This window comes from Psychrobacter sp. FME13 (genome assembly GCF_014861395.1).
Classification (GTDB): domain Bacteria; phylum Pseudomonadota; class Gammaproteobacteria; order Pseudomonadales; family Moraxellaceae; genus Psychrobacter.
In genome coordinates this window covers 1-21,054 of sequence record NZ_RRYV01000008.1, presented here as the reverse complement: position 1 = coordinate 21,054, position 21,054 = coordinate 1, and the positions used below count along the sequence as shown (strand labels likewise).

Annotated in this window: 16 protein-coding genes; 3 read left to right on the top strand and 13 right to left on the bottom strand. The window is 42.4% G+C overall.

Annotated features, from left to right (window positions below; genetic code table 11):
* Nucleotides 1-37 precede the first annotated feature (37 nt).
* From odhB to sdhC, 6 genes are all read right to left on the bottom strand, one after another.
* A complete protein-coding gene (odhB, locus tag EI164_RS02280; protein ID WP_192518381.1) occupies nucleotides 38-1,267 on the bottom strand; it encodes a 2-oxoglutarate dehydrogenase complex dihydrolipoyllysine-residue succinyltransferase in 1,230 nt (409 codons plus the stop codon).
* A 153-nt stretch (nucleotides 1,268-1,420) separates the two neighbouring features.
* Nucleotides 1,421-4,297, bottom strand: coding sequence for a 2-oxoglutarate dehydrogenase E1 component (locus tag EI164_RS02275; protein WP_192518380.1), 2,877 nt, complete (start codon nucleotides 4,295-4,297; stop codon nucleotides 1,421-1,423).
* A 794-nt stretch (nucleotides 4,298-5,091) separates the two neighbouring features.
* Nucleotides 5,092-5,802: a succinate dehydrogenase iron-sulfur subunit gene (locus tag EI164_RS02270; protein ID WP_192518379.1), complete on the bottom strand. Its 711-nt coding sequence runs from the start codon at nucleotides 5,800-5,802 to the stop codon at nucleotides 5,092-5,094.
* Between the two features lie 212 nt (nucleotides 5,803-6,014).
* Complete coding sequence (gene sdhA, locus EI164_RS02265) at nucleotides 6,015-7,865, bottom strand: succinate dehydrogenase flavoprotein subunit (protein ID WP_192518378.1); 1,851 nt, start codon at nucleotides 7,863-7,865, stop codon at nucleotides 6,015-6,017.
* A gap of 351 nt (nucleotides 7,866-8,216) precedes the next feature.
* The gene (gene sdhD, locus EI164_RS02260; protein ID WP_318779507.1) at nucleotides 8,217-8,621 is read right to left on the bottom strand and encodes a succinate dehydrogenase, hydrophobic membrane anchor protein; all 405 of its coding nucleotides are present in this window, start codon (nucleotides 8,619-8,621) and stop codon (nucleotides 8,217-8,219) included.
* A gap of 2 nt (nucleotides 8,622-8,623) precedes the next feature.
* On the bottom strand, nucleotides 8,624-9,010 hold the full coding sequence (gene sdhC, locus EI164_RS02255; RefSeq protein WP_075101402.1) for a succinate dehydrogenase, cytochrome b556 subunit: 387 nt from the start codon (nucleotides 9,008-9,010) through the stop codon (nucleotides 8,624-8,626).
* A 1,051-nt stretch (nucleotides 9,011-10,061) separates the two neighbouring features.
* Between sdhC and gltA the strand changes: the two genes are divergently transcribed.
* Nucleotides 10,062-11,342 carry a citrate synthase gene (gene gltA, locus EI164_RS02250; protein WP_192518376.1) on the top strand — a complete coding sequence of 427 codons (1,281 nt, stop codon included), beginning with the start codon at nucleotides 10,062-10,064 and terminating at the stop codon, nucleotides 11,340-11,342.
* An 85-nt stretch (nucleotides 11,343-11,427) separates the two neighbouring features.
* On the opposite strand, the gene EI164_RS02245 is transcribed toward gltA, so the two are convergent.
* Together EI164_RS02245 and EI164_RS02240 are read right to left on the bottom strand one after the other, a co-directional pair.
* The gene (locus EI164_RS02245) at nucleotides 11,428-12,342 is read right to left on the bottom strand and encodes a hypothetical protein (RefSeq protein ID WP_192518375.1); all 915 of its coding nucleotides are present in this window, start codon (nucleotides 12,340-12,342) and stop codon (nucleotides 11,428-11,430) included.
* A gap of 37 nt (nucleotides 12,343-12,379) precedes the next feature.
* On the bottom strand, nucleotides 12,380-12,910 hold the full coding sequence (locus EI164_RS02240) for a type IV secretion protein Rhs (protein ID WP_192518407.1): 531 nt from the start codon (nucleotides 12,908-12,910) through the stop codon (nucleotides 12,380-12,382).
* Nucleotides 12,911-13,200: 290 nt separating this feature from the next.
* Here EI164_RS02240 and EI164_RS02235 point away from each other — a divergent pair, with 290 nt between their 5' ends.
* Entirely contained in the window at nucleotides 13,201-14,490 is a 1,290-nt protein-coding gene (locus EI164_RS02235) for a replication-associated recombination protein A (RefSeq protein WP_192518374.1), read from the top strand.
* 328 nt (nucleotides 14,491-14,818) lie between these two features.
* On the top strand, nucleotides 14,819-15,931 hold the full coding sequence (gene ribBA / locus EI164_RS02230; RefSeq protein ID WP_192518373.1) for a bifunctional 3,4-dihydroxy-2-butanone-4-phosphate synthase/GTP cyclohydrolase II: 1,113 nt from the start codon (nucleotides 14,819-14,821) through the stop codon (nucleotides 15,929-15,931).
* A 142-nt stretch (nucleotides 15,932-16,073) separates the two neighbouring features.
* Here ribBA and EI164_RS02225 read toward each other — a convergent pair whose 3' ends face one another.
* The 5 genes from EI164_RS02225 to EI164_RS02205 form a co-directional block, all read right to left on the bottom strand.
* Nucleotides 16,074-16,565: an acyl-CoA thioesterase gene (locus tag EI164_RS02225; protein ID WP_192518372.1), complete on the bottom strand. Its 492-nt coding sequence runs from the start codon at nucleotides 16,563-16,565 to the stop codon at nucleotides 16,074-16,076.
* A gap of 68 nt (nucleotides 16,566-16,633) precedes the next feature.
* Nucleotides 16,634-17,569: a hypothetical protein gene (locus EI164_RS02220; protein WP_192518371.1), complete on the bottom strand. Its 936-nt coding sequence runs from the start codon at nucleotides 17,567-17,569 to the stop codon at nucleotides 16,634-16,636.
* A gap of 180 nt (nucleotides 17,570-17,749) precedes the next feature.
* Nucleotides 17,750-18,703: a uroporphyrinogen-III synthase gene (locus EI164_RS02215; RefSeq protein WP_225739069.1), complete on the bottom strand. Its 954-nt coding sequence runs from the start codon at nucleotides 18,701-18,703 to the stop codon at nucleotides 17,750-17,752.
* A gap of 96 nt (nucleotides 18,704-18,799) precedes the next feature.
* Nucleotides 18,800-19,834 (bottom strand): hydroxymethylbilane synthase, encoded by a 1,035-nt coding sequence (hemC, locus tag EI164_RS02210; protein WP_192518370.1) that lies wholly within the window; start codon nucleotides 19,832-19,834, stop codon nucleotides 18,800-18,802.
* Between the two features lie 324 nt (nucleotides 19,835-20,158).
* Entirely contained in the window at nucleotides 20,159-20,896 is a 738-nt protein-coding gene (locus tag EI164_RS02205) for a LytR/AlgR family response regulator transcription factor (protein WP_192518369.1), read from the bottom strand.
* Nucleotides 20,897-21,054 lie beyond the last annotated feature (158 nt).

Here is a 21,054-nt window from a genome sequence, read left to right as displayed (position 1 = left end):
AGCTTGTATCAGTGGTTGCCGATACAAGCTTAAGCGCTTACAGGTCTAATAGTAACATGGCTGGATCTTCAACCAACTCTTTGATAGTAACTAAGAACTGTACTGCTTCTTTACCATCAATCATACGATGGTCATAAGACAGTGCAAGATACATCATTGGTAGGATTTCCACTTTACCATTAACGGCCATTGGGCGTTCATTGATAGCGTGCATACCTAAGATCGCAGTTTGTGGTGGATTCAGGATAGGTGTAGACATCAATGAACCAAATACGCCACCGTTTGAGATAGTGAACGTACCGCCAGTCATATCATCTAGACCCAGCTTACCTTTCTGTGCAAGGCCACCAAGCTCACGAATACGGCTTTCAACATCAGCCATGCTCATGCGATCGGTATCACGCAATACTGGAACTACCAAACCACGGTCTGAAGATACTGCAACACCAATATCATAGAAACCATGATAAACGATGTCATCACCGTCTAGTGATGCGTTGACTGCTGGGAAACGTTTCAATGCTTCTGTCGCTGCTTTTACGAACAATGACATAAAGCCTAAACGTACGCCATGACGTTTTTCGAACTGTTCTTTGTACTTAGCACGCATGTCCATCAATGGTTTCATGTTCACTTCGTTAAACGTAGTCAACATAGCCGTGTCTTGTGATGCTGACAACAGACGTTCAGCCACGCGTTTACGCAGACGTGTCATTGGAACACGTTTTTCAGTACGCTCACCCACTGATTCAGCTACTGGACGGCCGCTATCAGACTTGATGCTGCTGTCCGCTTTCAATGTTGGGTTTGCCATGTCAGTTTTGGTCACACGACCGCCACGACCAGTACCTTCAACATCTTTAGGGTCTACACCACTCTCTTTCGCTGCTTTACGAACGGCTGGGCTCTGATCTTTATGATCCGCATCATTGCTCGCATTTTGAGCAGGCGCTTGTGCCGGCTCGCCACCATCTGCCGCTTGAGCTGATTCAGCTGGTGCTTCTTCTGCAGCAGGAGCCGCAGCTGCACTAGCACCGGCTTCAAACTGAGCAATAAGCTCATCAGACAAAACAGTATCATCAACTTGTTTGACGATTTGAGTGACAACACCATCATCTGGTGCCACAACTTCTAGTACCACTTTGTCAGTTTCGATTTCGGCCAGTAGGTCATCACGGCTAACTTGTTGACCTTCAGCAACATGCCACTCAACGATTGTACCGTCAGCAACAGATTCTGGAAAAACGGGGGCTTTGATATCAGCCATCGATATACTCCTTAGATTTGGATATTCATATTTGTTATTAAGTCGTGATAAGCAGTCAGCGCCATCTTGGATAGCCTTCTTAGATAATACTATCTAGATTGTGTTACAGCATGCTGACTGTTATCGCCTGATTCATTTATCTTCAATAATCTGTTACTTAGACAACTCATCGACACTGATACCAAGACCACCAGCGATCAACGCTTGTTGCTGCTGAGCGTGCAGTTTTGGTGAGCCTGTTGCAGGTGCTGCACTCGCAGGACGTGCCACTGGCTCCATGACTTTTGCCTTGGTTGGGTGCGGTACCACGATACGGAACATATGCGGTGCTAAGTAATACCAAGCGCCTTGGTTAAGAGGCTCTTCTTGCGTCCATACGATCTCAGCCAAGTTACTGTATTTTTCAATCTCAGCAATCAAGCGTTGCTCTGGTAATGGGTAGAGCTGTTCGATACGAACGATAGCCACATGATCTAAACCTAATGCACGGCGCTGCTCAAGCAAATCATAATAGACTTTGCCGCCACATATCACCATACGCGTCACTTTATCAGCGTTGTGATCGTCGATCTCTGAAATTACAGTTTCAAACTTACCATTAGCAAGCTCTTCTAGATTTGAAGTCGCAAGCTTATGACGTAGCAAGCTCTTCGGTGACATAACGATCATTGGTTTACGGATTGGGCGTATCGCTTGACGGCGTAAGGCATGATAGATTTGCGCAGGCGTCGTAGGTGTGATGACTTGCATGTTGTCTTCAGCACATAACTGTAAAAAACGCTCTAGACGCGCAGATGAATGTTCTGGGCCCTGACCTTCAAAGCCATGTGGTAACAACATGGTTAGACCACAGACGCGCTGCCACTTGGTTTCACCACTTGAGATAAACTGATCGATAACAACCTGTGCACCGTTAACAAAATCACCAAATTGCGCTTCCCAAACGATCAAAGCGTTTGGTACTGTTGTTGCATAACCATACTCAAAAGCCAATACGGCTTCTTCTGATAGTAATGAATTATAAGTCGCAAAACGGGCTTGTTTTTCACTGATATGAGCCAGTGGCACATACATGCTACCGTCATTGACGTTATAAATCTCACTATGACGATGGGAGAATGTACCACGACCGACATCTTCTCCGGTAATACGTACCAAGACATCATCATTATCAACCAATGAAGCATAAGCCAATGTTTCAGCTGCACCCCAGTTCAATGGCTCTTCGCCTGTTTGCATTGCCAAGCGTTGGTCAACTACTTTTTGAACTTGACGTTGTAGCTTATAGCCTTCTGGCATTTGTGCCATGCGACGACCATAACCTTTTAGGGTTTCGATATCGACACTAGTGTCCCATTCATCAACCAAATCATGACCCAAATAAGGCGTCCAATCTACAAACAGCTCTTCGTTTGGCTCATTGACTAGTGAACTAGCAACATAGTCACCACGATCTAAAGACTCACGATACTCATCTTCATACTGCTTTTCTTCGTCGGCACTTAAAATACCAGCTTTGATAAGCTTCTGTGCATAAAGTGTGCGAGTGGTTGGTAGCTTTTTGATAACAGCATACATGAGAGGCTGAGTGGCCGATGGCTCATCTGCTTCGTTATGACCGTTACGGCGATAGCAGAACAGGTCAATAATAATATCTTTATCAAACTCATGACGGTAATCTAATGCCAATTGGGCAGCAAACACTACAGCTTCAGGATCATCACCGTTCACATGTAAAATAGGTGCATGTACCATTTTTGCGACGTCAGTACAGTATTCAGTTGAACGAACATCTTCTTGACGGCTAGTGGTAAAGCCTACTTGGTTGTTGATGACAATGTGTACTGTACCACCAGTGGTATAAGCACGAGTTTGTGACATTTGGAAAGTTTCTTGGACCACACCCTGACCAGCAAAAGCAGCATCACCATGTACGACGATTGGCAATACCGAGTTACCAACTTGATTGTCTCCAAGTGATTGATCACTACGGCGAATCTGACGGGCACGTACTGAGCCTTGTAACACTGGCGCGACGATTTCAAGATGCGATGGATTAAATGCTAAGGCCAAATGAGCCTCACCACCTGGTGTCATCACATTAGATGAGAAACCGTTGTGGTATTTCACATCACCTGAGCCTTTTTCTGGCTGAACCTTACCATCGAACTCATCAAATAAGTCTGCAGGATTTTTTCCCAAGATATTGACCAATAAGTTTAGGCGTCCACGGTGCGCCATACCAATGACCATCTCTTTGGTACCGTAACTACCAGCACGCTGGATGATTTCATTGACAGCAGGGATAAAGCTTTCACCACCTTCAAGACCAAAGCGTTTCACACCCGTATATTTACGTGATAAATACTTTTCTAACCCTTCGGCTGCTGTCAAACGCTTAAGAATAGAGATGCGTGTTTCTTTATCGAACTCGATATGACCTAAATTGCTTTCTAGATACTTTTCCATCCAGCGTTTTTCTACACTGGTGGTTACGTGCATATATTCGACACCAATGTGACGGCAATAGACACGCTCCATGATTTCAATAATTTCGCGTAAAGGTGCTTCATCTTTGCCAATATTTAAATCATTGGTAGGAAATACGGTATCAAGGTCGGCTTCTGAAAGGTTGTGATAAGCGAGGGTCAAATCTTCCACTTCGGCACGTGGTTCTAGATTTAATGGGTCAAGATTGGCGCGGCGATGACCACGGCGACGATATGCTGAAATCAACTGCTGCACACCCATTTGCTTGGGGTTTGTACAGTCCACTGTATTATTAGTGGTTGATTGACTACTACTCTTGCCTGCTGTCTGGTTGCGTGCGAGCAACAAAAACTGTTCTTTAATAGCATTGTGTTGAGCATCGTTTGGCGATTTGTACTGTTCAAAGTATGCTTGCCAATCGCTGTCAACGCTATCAGGATCATTAAGGTATTGCTCATAAAGAGCTTCTATATACTGGCCGTTATCAGCCGCCAGTTCTGTATGGCCTGAGCCTTTTGCTTCTTTAGTTATACTATTCATAATAATCGTCTATTTGATAGATAAATGAATGGAATCGTGCTTATTATTGTGTAATCTGTCGTACGTTAGATGCTAACGCCTATAATATCTATATGAAAAATATAATTATTTGTGAACGTCCGGTTTTCTTATCCAACTCGTTTCACAATATTAATTTATATATACTACTAGCCATAACCAATTTATTGATAACCAGTTATCTATAAATCATCAATGCAGCACCTAGCTATTTTCACCACTGTTATTCGCTATGTCTAAGATATTACAAATTTTCTGCCCAACATACACTGCTGTATAGAGTAACATGACTGTATTTTATGACATAGTTTGTTTGTTCAATACTAGGTATTTAGGTAATGAATAACTATTATCACTTCAGCCACCTGATAATAACTTTATCATGATTTTTAAGATGTTTTGGTACTTTATTACTAGGGCTTGTCCTAGCACCGGAAAGCATGCATGACTGATATTTGTTCATCACAATATCGTCCGTATATAACCATGCACTATTCTAACATCTAAATTAACCAATATCTCTTAATGAGTGCTTACCGATAACGCTAATTATATAGTTTGCCTATGTATATATCATGATTTCTTACACACAGCCAACGTATTGTTAGCACAGCCTTACCTTTAGTAATTTATCATTTTCTCAGCTCTAGGCCCTGCCCTAAATCTGAGTATGAAATATCAAACCATCTCTAAACTATACGCATAAAAAACACCACCTAATCATTAGGTGGTGTTTTTTATGCAGTATCTGCAAAAAACCATGCAATTATAAACGATTAACCTGCTTGGTCAATCAACATATTACGTAGATGACCAATTGCTTTGGTAGGATTCAATCCTTTTGGACAAACTGACACACAGTTCATGATGCCACGGCAACGGAATAAACTGAATGGATCATCTAAACGAGCCAAACGAGCTTGAGTATCACCATCACGACTATCAGCCACGAAACGATAAGCATGCAATAGTGCTGATGGACCTAGGAATTTATCAGGATTCCACCAAAATGATGGGCAACTGGTTGAGCAGCAAGCACATAGGATACATTCGTATAAGCCGTTTAGTTTTTCACGCTGTTCAGGTGACTGCAAACGCTCTGTCGGCGGTGCTGGCTGATCATTGATTAAGTACGGATGTACTTTTTCATATTGCTCATAGAATTGGTTCATATCAACAACCAAATCACGAACTACCGGCAAACCAGGTAAAGGACGAACCGTTACTTTTTCTGGCAAAGTATTCATGTTAATTAGACATGCTAAACCATTTTTGCCGTTGATGTTCATGCCATCAGAGCCACAAATGCCTTCACGGCAAGAGCGACGGAAGGTAATAGTCTCATCTTCCTTTTTAAGACGTAATAACACGTCAAGCAACATGCGATCTGAGTCTAGTAACTCAATCGTATAAGTTTGCATGCGTGGCGCTGCGTCCACATCAGGATCGTAGCGATAGATTTCGATGGTGCGAGTACCTCGGCTCATAATGCTAAACTCCACACATAGGTGATGGCGGGCATACATAGGTTGCAACATAATAACACTAGCTATCAATCTATAATGATATGTAATATCAAATATCGATTAATAGCCTAATAGCGCTGGCAGGTGCATGTAGCTAGCGGTCACCTTTTTAATAAGTTAATAAAGAATAAAACATTAACGCTGCTGCGTTATATCATACGTCATATCTAAAATTAATAGACACGGACCTTTGGCTCGATATAGTCAACGGTTAATGGTACTTTGCGGACTGGCTTATAAACAACACGATTGCCTTCAGAATACCACAAGGTATGCTTCATCCAGTCATGATCATTACGACCATTTGGCGCATAATCATCATCTTCTGGACGATCATAATCAGACACACTATGAGCACCGCGGCTTTCGTGGCGCATCGCTGCTGATATCATTGTTGCTTTTGCTACTTCATACAAGTTAGCGACTTCAAACGCCTCGATACGAGCGGTATTAAAGACTTGTGATTTATCAGCCAAATGAATTTGGTCGATTTTATCACCTAGCGCTAAAATCTTTTTAACGCCTTCGTCCATAATAGCTTGCGTACGGAATACGCTAGCATGTGTTTGCATTGTTGCACGAATCTCATCAGCCACTTCTTGCGCGTTATAACCTTCAGTAGATTGCTGCAACTTGTCTAGACGACGCATAGTGAAATCAAGCACACGTGGATCTAATGGTTTGTAGTTATGGTCTGCATGGTGGAACTCATCAACGATGTGCTTACCAGCAGCACGACCAAATACAACTAAATCAAGTAAAGAGTTAGTACCTAAACGGTTGGCACCGTGCACACTCACACAAGCACACTCACCGATTGCGTAAAGACCCTTAACGACATTGCCTTTCGTATACAAGCCTTCTTCATCAGTACCAGCTTCTAAGTCAGGTGTAACTACTTGACCATGAATCGTCGTTGGAATACCGCCCATCATGTAGTGAATAGTTGGAATAACTGGGATAGGCTCTTTAGTGATGTCTACGTTGGCGAAGTTTCTGCCAATTTCAAATACAGATGGTAGACGTTTCATGATGGTATCTACCCCTAAATGCGTCATATCCATGACGATATGGTCAGCATTAGGACCACAACCACGGCCTTCTTTGATTTCTTGGTCCATAGAGCGTGATACGAGATCACGTGGCGCCAAATCTTTTACAGTAGGTGCATAACGCTCCATAAAGGCTTCGCCATCTTTGTTACGCAAGATAGCCCCTTCACCACGGCAACCTTCAGTCAATAGTACACCTGCACCATGAACACCCGTTGGATGGAACTGCCAGAACTCCATATCTTGTAATGGAATACCTGCACGAACCGCCATGCCAATACCGTCGCCAGTATTAATATAAGCGTTGGTAGAAGCGGCAAAGATACGACCTGCACCACCTGTCGCTAGAACAGTAATCGGTGACTGGAATACAGCGATAGTACCTGTTTCTTGCTCAAGTGCGATAACACCATTGATGTTACCAGCTTCATCTTTGATCAAATCAAGCGCAATCCACTCAATGAAAAACTCAGTACCTTGCTCTAGGTTTTTTTGATACAAAGTATGTAGTAGCGCGTGACCTGTACGGTCAGCAGCAGCACATGCACGTTGAACGGCTTTTTCGCCATAATTCGACGTATGACCGCCAAATGGACGCTGATAAATCGTGCCATCTTCGTTACGGTCAAACGGCATACCCATGTGCTCAAGCTCATAAACGACTTTTGGCGCCTCACGGCACATGTACTCAATCGCGTCTTGGTCACCTAACCAATCTGACCCTTTGACGGTGTCATAAAAGTGAAAGTGCCAGTTGTCGTTGCTCATGTTACCCAAGCTTGCACCAATACCGCCCTGAGCCGCAACAGTGTGCGAACGGGTTGGGAATACTTTGGTCAAGACTGCAACCTTCATACCTGCTTCAGCCAAATGTAGTGAAGCACGCATACCTGAGCCGCCCCCACCAACGATGACTGCATCGTAGTTTAGGGTCTTAATGTTACTAATGGTATTATCTTGTCTAGTTGCCATTACGGTTTTCCTAATGCCTGTTAATGCTTAGAATTAAATAAAAAAGCTGTATCAAGCATCATCTTATTACAGGGCTGAATGTCATATTTATTCAGCCATTAAATGCGATTACTTAATAGGATGACGCAAACAACTTTTGGCCACTTAATTTGCATATCTATCGTTATATTAGGCTAGTTTCTTTTACTTTCAAATTGATTGGCTGTCTTTAAATGACCGCTTAAGTCAGAAACTGCCCAATGCTATGACTATTATTGGCTATAACGGATGGCTTTTAAATCATTCAGCAGCCAATAGTGTTGCTGAGCACACCCGCTATTGTTATAGATAGTAAAGGTATAAATTATTGGGTTAAACGGCGACTACACCGAATCCACTACCCCAAAAAATCATGATACCCCAAAATAGAAAGACTAAAATAGCGATAATCATTAATGACTGTAGCACTAAACGTAAACTTGCTGCGCCTGAGCCTAATTTGCCAGTGGTAATATAGTCAGTAAATACTGTCCACATACCTACCCAAGCATGACCAGCCAATGCAAGTACAGCAACTAAGCTGAATAAACGCATAGGCAAGCTAGTCATAAATGATGACCACTCAAGATAAGTGACATCGCCATGGGTCAAAAAGAAGCCCAACAACACCACACTATAAACGGCTAAAACAACAGCGCTGATACGCTGGATAATCCAATCACGTGAGCCTGAGCCGGTCAGACCAGTAGCACTTTTTATTCCTGAATCATTTTTAATCATTAGAACATCACCCATACAAATGACGCGACAATTAGAATCGCTGCAATCACAAAACTGACCTTAGAAGCGGCACGGCCAGATTTTAGCTCTTCGTTCATGCCCATGTCAGCGAATAAGTGTTTGATGCCCATCACAAAGTGATAAGCAATCGCGGCAACAAATATCCATGCTAAAAAGCGCACGAGTACGTTGTCAAATACGGTCTCAAAACTCTCAGGCGATGCCAGTGAGTTCTGCAGGAGCCATAGCATGACGGGAATCAATAAAAATAAAATAATGCCAGATATACGATGCAAGATTGAAGCAATTGCGATCGGTGAGCGATTAACGCTAATCACTTGGCTTAAAGGCAGATCAATAGGTCGGTTGCTTTTCACAGCGGGCATCCTTTTTGCGGTTATACTCCTGTATCTGCTATCAATGCTTTATATAAATATTATATAAAGCAACGAGCAACACATGAGACGAATAAAGTAAGGAAGGGCTAGCTGACGTAGTTTAATTTGCGCTAAAGTTAGAAGGCGAATACGTCTTATACTATAATACGTTTTATACTATATAGACGATCCAACATAGCTCATTGAGCTAATGCATCCCCTCATCAATAAAATTTTTACTGACGTTCTGACAGTAAAGATGAGGCGTTTGATAAATCGATTAACTATTCTATTTTTACTGATTGCCATTAACAAAAAAAAGATAACGCCATTGTGTCATCTCTATGGTATCACTTTTGTTAAGATAAACTTTATTATTGGCTGTTTAAAGATAGAACAATTAACAAAAATATCCAAACGACAGGCTGGTTTTGGTCTATAAGCTGGTTATCCAATCGTAATAAAGCATGAGTAAAGCAAAACTTTACAGATTACTCAACTAAGATTATCGCTTAATCTGCGCAAAGCTAGTGCCAGTTAAATCCCTCTAATTATAAAATGCCTGAGCACTAATTACAAATTTATCCCCTAAATACTGATTATTAGTGATGAATTAACAAAAAGCTGGCTATTTGCAATATGAATTCATTAATATTACTCACTTCTTATGCACCAAAAACTCAAACTCAATAGTCGTTCGTTCATACTCTGTCTGTTTTATAGTCAATAGACCTAATTTTTTTGGTCAGTAATCTTGCCAAAAACGCTTTAATATTATAATGTTAATGAGAATTATTGCTTTTTATAAAAAAGGGTTTTTGACACCAAATTACTTATTGGACATATTTTGATACAAAAATTACAGGGGATAAACGCGGCTAAACGGTACGAATGAGCAGTATTGATAGTAAAAGTCTTTTCAAATCACAGGGAATTACTGCTAATATACTCTGCGTATTAAATGAGTTAGATGTATTTTGAGCATTTGACTGACGATGACGCGAGGGTATGCGTCCGTAATAATTTTATTCTAACAAGCTAAAACAATGGAGAGCAATTTATGGCTGACAACAATGCCAAACTAACCGTCAATGATGACGAATACGAACTGCCTATTATTAAAGGTACTTTAGGGCGCCCAGTTATCGACATTGCTGCTCTACAAGGCTCAGAATTTTGGTCTTATGACCCTGGTTTTAAAGTAACTGCCCCTGTTGAATCAAAGATTACTTATATTGATGGTGGCAAAGGCGAGTTATTACACCGCGGCTACCCTATCGATCAGTTAGCAAACAATGCTGAATATCTAGAAGTTGCTTACGCCTTAATTCATGGCGACCTACCGAACGCTGAACAAAAAGCAGATTTTTTTGAAAAAATCCGTAAACATACAGGCGTTCACGATCAACTACGTAAGTTCTTTGAAGGTTTCCGCCGTGATGCGCATCCAATGGCTATTATGGTAGGTGTCGTTGGTGCCTTATCTGCGTTCTATCACGACAACTTAGACGTGAGCAACGAAGAGCACCGCGAAATCACAGCTATCCGTCTAATCGCTAAGATGCCAACGCTTGCCGCAATGAGTTATAAATACTCACAGGGCGAACCGTTTATGTATCCGCGTAACGACTTTAACTACGCTGAAAACTTCTTGTACATGATGTTTGCAACACCTGCGGATGTTGACTATCAAACCAACGATGTCATCACTCGCGCCATGGACAAGATCTTTACATTGCATGCTGACCACGAACAAAATGCGTCAACATCTACTGTACGTCTAGCAGGTTCTACTGGTGCAAACCCTTATGCTTGTATCGCTGCTGGTATCGCTGCTCTTTGGGGACCATCACATGGCGGCGCCAACGAAGCTGTTCTTGAGATGCTAGATGAAATCGGTACTGTTGAAAATGTACCTGCATTCATGGAAAAAGTGAAGAGCCGTGAAGTGAAGCTTATGGGCTTTGGCCATCGTGTCTACAAAAACTTTGATCCACGTGCACAGGTTATGAAAGAGACTTGTGATGAAGTATTAGGCGCGCTTGGTATCAACGATCCTAAGCTTGAACTAGCAATGGCGCTTGAAAAAATTGCATTAGAAGATCCGTTCTTCGTTGAGCGTAACCTATATCCAAACGTTGATTTTTACTCTGGCATTATCTTAAAAGCCATTGGTATTCCAACGTCAATGTTTACAGTGATCTTCTCACTAGCTCGTACTTCTGGTTGGATCAGCCATTGGTTAGAGATGCACAGCACTCCGTTCAAAATCGGTCGTCCACGTCAGTTATACACTGGTGAAACGCATCGTGACTTCGTTGAAGTTGCAGACCGTAAATAAGTAAAGGCCTCTTTATTGCATAAAAAATCCCGCCATCGTGCGGGATTTTTTATGCTTTAGGACTTTTCTGAATGGCTAGCAACTTTTATTTAAATGATTCTAATGTTTGCTCATATTTGGCAATTTGCTCATCATAGCCTTCAATCGTTTCGTTGAATTTGGTCATGAGTGTTTCAAACTCCTCTTGCTGATCAGCTTTCATCTGCTGCATATCAATGACCTGCTGGGCCTCTATCTGTTCCCACACCTGATGCTGAATGATCAGACGTGCCAACGCAGGACTCTTTGCACTGACTCGCCCCGCAATTTCTGCGCTTTCAAACAACTGTGGCACCAATGTCGCAATATTGATGAGTGTATTCACATCTTCTGCGTTCAGTGATGTGGTCACAGGTTGGTAAAGCGTATCCATCGCTTGTTGATAGCTTTCAATGATTTGCTCTTCTGTTAGCAATACAGGCTTGCGCGGTTCGAGACTGATACGCTTTAAAACCGTTAAGTCACGCTCACCCACCTCGGTACTGGTATTAATATCAGCAAGCGGCGCAGTCTCGCTATCTCCTACAGTAGAATCTACCGACTTAGTAGGTGTTGTCTCTACTATATCTACACTGGCCACTTTATTTTTACTATCATCAACGGTATCGTTGGCCTTAGCAGAACTGGTGTCAGGATTTAGTAGCGAGTCTGGATTTTCTGAGGCATCAGCCGCTTGTAATGACTCATACTCCGCCTGTAAGCGGCGCTGTAACCCCTGCATTTGTGTCACGTAAATGGGCTGATATTGCGCTATTCTGGCAGCAGCTGACTCACTCTGCGGCATGGGTTCATTGTCTTTGGCATTTTCCTGTGCACTGGTCTGACCGTCCTCCAATATAGGCTGAGTTTCCGACTGCTGCTGACAACCTGCCAAAAACAGCATTCCCGTTAGTGTCGCCATAAGTAAAGTCGTAGGAGGGCGAGCATTAATAGCAAGCTTTGCTGGAAAAAAATTGATCATGAGATGAGACATCCTTATTAGCACAAAATATTAAAAGCTAAACTATCAATGAACTATCGGTACGAGGTTTTTGTGCGATAGGGTTTACGGTCAAAAATGGAATACAGGCTTCTAATGCTTGGCAGTCCTGTTTACGCTGATGACGAATAAAATAATCCTGCACCATACGCGCCTGCTGTTCGATACCATACTTAAAAAAAGGCTTGCCTATCTCAAGTACATAATCATAACGACGATCAATAAGCGCTCCACGCACTACTTTTATACCTTGCTGTAACTGCCATACATGGGTTAACTCGTGTATCAACCAGCTTTGCTTACCCAATGAAGCCTTGCTAAAATCCGTAATCCAATCTGCTGGATGAAAATAAATATTGCCATTGGGACTGACGGCATAGTTCTTTAGTACCCACCACGCGGTCTTAAGCTGAACCTCATCGAGATTGATACTGTTACCAAAAACCGAACGGGCCAGTGCTACCTCACTAACGGTCAATAGACGTGAAGACTGTTTTGCACTGCTAGCTAAATATCGATTTGAAAAACGCTTAAATATCGATTGAGACATCATTAATCTAATACCTTATGCTTGATAGGCTATTTCTAATAAATTATGCTTGATGAACAGTATTTATTAATTCTGCTCATCAATGTGGCTAAGCTGTTAATAGGGATAAACTCTAAAAACCAAAGCGTTTGGGACATAAGCTGTACACTTAGCGAGCTTTCATTAACATTAGCCTATGATAGCTTGTAGCGTGCACGATACGTGCCAAATATCATTTTCCAAACCGCTAGCATCTTGAAAAACCGATCGTTATATAGTCATTCAAACATTCCTTTGTAATAGAGAGCCTTATGCCACCTAACTTTCACGCCGACACACCACTTGCCCAGCGCATGCGTCCTAGTCGCCTTACTGCTATTATTGGTCAAGAGCATTTACTAGCGGTAGGGGCACCATTACGATGTTTGGTCGAACAAGGACATCTGCCATCGATTATTTTGCATGGCGAAGCAGGTATTGGTAAAACTACTATTGCCATGCTATTGGCGAATGCTGTAGGTAGACCTTTTCATGCATTATCTGCGCTAAATACTGGTGTTAAACAGTTACGTGAGGTATTAGATAACAAAGACTCGCTCGGCTTTGAGTCTCCTGTAGTATTTATTGATGAAATTCATCGTTTTAATAAAGCTCAACAAGATGCATTGCTAGGTGCCGTAGAGGCCGGTGACATCACCTTGATTGGCGCTACCACTGAAAACCCCTCGTTCAGTGTCAATAATGCGCTGTTATCACGTTGCCAAGTGTATCGTTTGGAACCACTGACACCAGAGCAAATAAGTGCGGTATTACAGCGGGCTATTTCAGAAGATACTATCCTTAAAGAACTAACGATTGATTTGCGGGCACAAGATACGATCAGCCAACTGGCACATGGTGATGCTCGAAAGGCATTAAACTTATTAGAGCTTGCCACTCAAACAGCGGATACCAATCAGTCAACCGTCATCATCGATGATGAGTTGGTCGCTCGTGTCGCTCAGACCGCGCTAGTACGCTACGACAAAGATGGCGAGCAACATTACGATATCGTCTCAGCGATGATAAAATCTATACGCGGCTCAGATCCAGATGCTGCCTTATACTGGATGGCGCGGATGCTGGTAGGTGGCGAGCCTGCTGACTTTATCGCACGGCGCTTAGTTATTTTGGCCAGTGAAGATATCGGTAATGCCAATCCTAATGCCCTCCTCCTTGCTGATGCAGCATTGCGCAGTGTGCAATCAATTGGTATGCCAGAATCACGTATTATATTGGGCCAAGTGGTGGTTTATCTGGCAACCAGTGCCAAAAGCAATAGCACTTATAAAGCTATCAATGCAGCGATGGCGTTGGCAGAAAATGATTCCTCTCCTGTGCCGCTCCATCTACGCAATGGTGTGACCAAGCTGATGCGTAATCAAGGCTATGGTCAAGATTACGTCTATCCCCATGACTATCCCCATCATTATTATCCGCAATCTTATTTGCCAGAGAAATTAATGGGCACAAGCTTTTACGAGTTTGCAGACAATCAGCGAGAACAACATAGCAAACAATTTATGGATTGGCTAAAAAGCCAAGCAGCAAGTAATGACTAACCACGTATAGACGTGCCATCTTATTATGTAACGTGCTCTTTAATGCCTGAATAGTAGTGATTATTGATAATACTTATGACTATTTTTGATAGACTGAACGATATAGTGGGAAGATGCCTCAGCACGTTGTGATGAAAAGCGTTAAAATAACCTCATAATGAACTATACAAGCAATTAAGTGAGTCACCTTTATATCAAATGATATTGCTTATAGCGCGCTTTGCTTGACCGTAACAGCGCTTTGTATTATCTACTGCTCTAATAGATAGATAATGCTTTAGATTCCAAATCACACCTATCTATAAATAATAAAATATTGAGATTTACTATGAGTTTAAATACGATTCCTGAGATTATCGAAGATATTCGTGCTGGAAAAATGGTCATCTTGATGGATGATGAAGACCGCGAAAATGAAGGCGATATCATCATGGCAGCGACCCATGTTCGTCCTGAAGATATCAACTTTATGATTACCCATGCGCGTGGCTTAGTTTGCTTAACCTTATCACAAGCACGTTGCCAACAGTTGGCACTGCCATTGATGTCAGATCGCAATGAAGCAAAATTTAGCACCAACTTTACCGTCTCAATTGAGGCCGCAGAAGGTGTTACCACAGGTATTTCGGCAGGTGACCGTGCTCGTACGGTTCAAGCGGCTGTTTCTTCTTCAGCAAAACCTGAAGACATCGTCCAACCTGGTCATATCTTTCCAATCATGGCACAAAATGGTGGCGTTCTGCATCGTGCTGGCCACACAGAAGCAGGTTGTGATTTGGCACGATTGGCAGGTCTTGAACCAGCAGCAGTTATTGTAGAAATTATCAATGCCGACGGTACGATGGCACGCCGTGACGATCTAGAGGTATTTGCAAAAGAACACGACATCAAAATAGGTACAATTGCTGAACTCATCAACTACCGTATCGCAAATGAACAAACCGTAGAAGAAGTAGAGTCATATCCGTTTGAAACTGAGCACGGTACTTTTACCTTGCATCGTTTCCGTGAGTTTGGTGCTGAAGAGACACATTTAGCGTTGGTAAAAGGCGATGTCAGCGAAGGCGTCAGCACCGTACGTGTTCATGGCTTCCATCCATTGCGTGATTTATTCGCCGCTAAAAATGACATGACTGGTCGTAGTGGCTGGAGCGTACAGTCGGCACTAAAAGAGATTAATGCATCAGAGCGCGGTGTGTTAGTTTGGATTGGTAACAATCAACCCGTTGATCTCGGCGATGCATTAGATAAAGCTGCAGACAATGAGTCGCAATCTACCATCACGCAACAACCATACCGTAGTATCGGTGTTGGCGCTCAGATACTGCGTCATTTAGGTGTTCGTGACATGCGTCTATTGTCATCACCAATGAAGTTTTTTGCATTATCAGGTTTTGATTTAAATGTGGTTGATTTTGTTCATGCACCGCAGCAAGACTAATATGTGTTTGCATCATTGATGCAAGCATTTAAGCTTAAATAAAAAGGCATGCTACTCCAACGTTAGCATGCCTTTTTCGTATTCGATGATTTTATTTATTATTTCAACTCATGTACTTATACAGAGCAATATTTTAATGCTTTTAAGTCTCAGGTGTATGGCCCACCTTTTCTTCTAAGGCTAATAGCCGCGCACGCTCCTCGGCTGTCCATGGCAACTTATCCTTTCCATTACTATCTAGACGTACCACAACTGCTTCAGCAATGGCAACGATTGCCTGTTGGGCTGTGCTGTAATAGCTGTATTCCATTACGATACTGGTTCTACCCAAGCGCTGACAACGTACGCCTAAGAGCAAAGTATCTGGATAAGTCACTGGACGCAAGTATTGACAGCTAGACTGAGCTAATACTGTGACCATACTGCCGTCAAACATGCCCAATGCCTGTAAATAAGCAATACGTGCTGACTCAGAGTAACGATAATAAGTGACATTATTTAAATGATTAAAGGCATCCATTTCACCCCAATGAATGGGTTGATGATGAATAATCGAATAATGTGCCAACTCAGCAGGGATGTTTTTTGCTCGCTTACTGACTGTTGATGGCACTGTTTCTTTAGTATTGGTCATAATAGCTCACTTTTAATTCTATATTATTAGCCATACATCTTTTTAAAAGGACACAACGCCTATCGGTGCTAAGGGTTGTCCAAAACTTGCGTGGTCAATAATGGTGTTGGTTTCGGTGCTTTGGCAATCAATTGATCCAACCAGTCTAAAACTTCTGAAATATCCGTAGGAGCTGATTTGGTTTGTAAATCATTTTCGTTAGGTGTTTTTATTGTATCTATTGACCCTTGCACGGCTGAAGTTTGTGCGGCTGGTTTTCTAGGAACTAAAAACTGCAACTGCGTTCGCGCTTGCGTCAAATAACTTATAAGTTGATCATGCTCACGCATATTGCTGGCTTGAGTCGCTAAATTCAGGGTCATAATCACTTCATGAATCGTAAGCTGCGTACGCGTGAGACCTATATTATTATCGGTAATCTTCGTCTGCATGGAGGTATTAGATACACGTTCACGGCTTTGCAAAAAATCTTGAATATTTTGGATGGCTAAGTTTTGTAGCTGCCAAGGGTTGGGTTGAGCACTGCTTGCCTGTAAACGCTCGATATCTTTCATCAAGTTTTGCTTGATAACGATGGTCAATGCTGGCGCAATTTCATTACTGCTTTGTGAGAGCTGCCAATGTAGACCTCGCAATAACTCAATTGCGGCACTATCGTTACTATCTACCAATAGTCTATCAACAGCTCGGAGTTGAATACGTAGTAAATCCAACTGATTTTGAGCTTGGTTGCTACCGTTGTTACTAACCTCTGGCAACGTCTGCTGACTCATCGAAAATAAGCGATCATCCATCTCATTTAGACGGCTAACGATTTGCTCATTGCTTTGTAGGCGCTCATTAATGTTCTGCTGAAAACGCTGTTGACTGATATATAACCAAAATGATGCAGCGATAAGCAACAAAATCAGCAGCCATTGTAATCGTACCAACAACATGTTCGCTTGTTGTCGCTGTTGAGTGGCGGAGGGTTCATCAGGTAACGATTGAGGATTAAATGACATCAGGCAGTGCCTTTATTGATAAATTCAAATACATGTGAAGCAAATAAATATAAAATGTTGTTGTTAAGCCGTGATCTTCTTTTAAAGATAGTGATAAATGACAGCCAAAGCAGATAAACAGTGTCGATAATATTGCAATATTAACCAACTATTTGAAAAAATTCGCAATTTAGGTCACCATTAAGTAAATTGAGGCTGCACCTTGATAGCAGCGAGAATAGTTTCTGGCGCCAAGTTTTCCACACGCCAATAGCTTAATTGTTGTGCTGCGACCATATTGGCTAAGCGCTCACCTAATACGACATACTCAAAGTCTGATAGCTCTAGCGTGATCGCTTCGTCGCGAGCATCTTGCACAATACCGGTCCAATGCTCAAAAGCAGCGCCACTGCTAATCACAACGATTGGCTTGGGCGGCTCCGATAGAGCTATGTTTTGACTTGAACAATATGTCGAAAATTCTTGTAACCACTGCTGATACTGTCTGCTTGCCTCAACAGGCATCTTGCGCTCATACCAAGCGATACTATCGATATGCACACCACGCGCTTGTAACGTATCCACCAATAGTCGTCGTCCACCGAGTCCACGCCATATCAACAGTTTATCACCTGCTTGTAAACGATCAATCTCAGGCATCGCTAACATACCCTCATTATTGGCAACGCTAGGCTGTAACACCTGATAATTTGATGCACGAATATTGGTATCATTTAATACAGTCGCAGTTGCTTCACCGACAGCAATCAAATGGCTTGGCGCTCTTAAATCCTGAAGCTCTGCCTCTTTGCGCTCATCTCCACTCTCCTGAGATTGCTGAACATGGTATTCACATTCAAGTGCTTGCCAAACCGCTAGGCCCGAAGCTGCCGCAGTTGGACTGACAATCACCAATGCCTGATACTCACCTGCTAGCCATTGCCGCATCCGTACCATATCATGGTCAGTTATCGGCCGTGACTGTAGCGCCAACATTGGTATCTCAATCACACTAAATCCTGCCGTCTTTAGGTGCTCCGTCAGCGCTGCCGCACGCTCTACTGGCCGCGTATTGATGATTATTTGCGGTAGCGATGACTTGTTATACGGTTGAGTATTAGAGGTGGGATTGGCGTGATTTAACATTGATGACATAGACGTACCATGGCAAACGGTGAAGAAGTTTACCTGACTATAGTTTCACCATTATTGATGCTGAAACTATAGTGAAGGTAATAAAATATTGACGTGTTATTCAGGGTGATAAATCGCTGACAAAATGTCACCAGCTCCATCAGCAAGCAATAGCTTTGCAACATCAATACCCAGTTGATTGGCTTGTGTTTCTTGTGCTTCTTGGCTGCCGACTAATGTGACCCGTTTTTCTGCTCTTAACAGTTCACTACCATCTGCTTGACCTACTCGACCACGTAGCCACAATACATTACCATCGTCATTATTGCCATCATCACCGTTGTCATCGTTGTTAGCATCGGTTTCATCAGCCATCTGTAAAACAGCGTAAGCTGCAATCGGAACTTGGCAACCACCTTCTAGGTGACGGTTTAACGCACGCTCAGCGATGAGGCGAATACGGGCTTTGTCATCATTCAACGGTGCAAGTAGTTTAAGTACCTCTTCATCGCCTTCACGACACTCAATCGCCAGCGCGCCTTGGCCAACTGCAGGTAAGCAAGCATCAATCTCAAGCTCCCCGCGTATGCGCTCGTTCAACTCAATACGCTGCAAGCCACTGGTCGCGAGTATAATAGCATCATACTCACCAGCATCTAGTTTACCCAGGCGAGTACCCACGTTACCGCGTAAGGTTTTGATCTGCAAATCTGGGCGATAAGCTTTAATTTGACACTGACGACGCAAACTTGATGTACCAACAATAGCACCTTGTGGTAACTCATCAATATTATGATAAGTATTAGAAACAAAAGCGTCCGTTGGTGAGGCTCGTTTACAATAAACCCCGAGTGTCAAGCCTTCAGGAAGTTGCATCGGTACGTCTTTTAATGAATGTACAGCAATATCGGCTTGTTTATTATACAGTGCTTGCTCAAGCTCTTTAACAAACAAACCTTTGCCACCAATTTTGGCCAATGGTGTATCCAAAATTTTATCACCTTTAGTGACAATTTTTAGCAAGTTAACAGTCAAATTAGGATACATCTCTAATAGACGATCACGAATATGCTCAGCCTGCCATAGTGCTAAAGGGCTCTGACGTGTGGCAATATTTAATGTGGTCAATGCAGGTTTCTGTGAATTGCTCATAAAAGGCCTCAATAAGTTAGATACTATAATCTTGGTGCTGTTTATATTAGTTCCAACCATGTCGGTGCTAAACCCTACTGCAGATTTCCTACCAAAGATGAACGGTATAAACCAGTTATAGTAATTGCTGACGCAAAAAAACACCCCTATTTAAGCATAAATAAGGGTTTGATGATATGGTGTGATTAAGCTGTGTTCTCAATTCGATCAATAGTGATCTAAATAGCCTAAAATAGCTAAGGTTTGCCATTAGCGCCAAGTGGTTTGATTTACATAGGTTTCATCTCTGTACCAGTCCAACTTGCGATTTTACTTTTTTATAAATTACATACTTTGAATCTTGTCACGTAACGCTGGCAAGTGACGACGGCCCACTGCCAATGTTTCATCGATACCTTTAAAGCGTATCTGATACTGCCCCGCATCCAAGGTTTCTAAGTAGTCTAAATAGCTAAGGTTGATAATGGCATTACGATGCACCCGAAATAAACGATCTTCAAACTCTTGTTCCAGCTCTTTGAGTGTCTCATCAATAAGTACAATACCGCCCTTGTGGCGTACTTTGACATACTTTTGGTCAGCAGTAAAATAATAAATATCTTTGATTTTGATCAGTTCAACGCCTCGGTGGGTACGAGCAGCGATATGCTCACGTACTGGCCGCGTAGTTGGGTCTTCGAGCTTACGAATTTCATTCAATTGGGCCGCATTTAGATTTTTTGCTTTGTCGAGCGCCTCTATCAACTCGTCTTTATTGGCTGGTTTCAATAAATAACCAATAGCATTGGCCTTTAGCGCTGCAATCGCATAATGATCATAAGCGGTGACGAATATAATCGCTGGCGGATGTTCAAGTCTCGCAAGCTCTTGCGCGCAGCGAACTCCATCCATCTCAGGCATACGAATATCTAACAATATAATATCAGGCTGCTCAGTTTTGACGGCGATAATGGCTTCCGTACCTGTTGTTGCTTGAGCAACCACCTGATGACCTGATTCTTTTACAATGCGGACCAAACGCTCACGTGCTAGTGGCTCATCATCACAAACTACAATACGCATTTAAACTCCCATCTTGAGACAAACTGGATATTTTAATAGATGTCACATACATATTATCATTCATCGTCACTTACCTAGCATTATTATATTAAATACAGTTATATAGGACTTACGCAAAACCAGAGATATATTGCCAACCTAAAGCATAGCGTAGTACC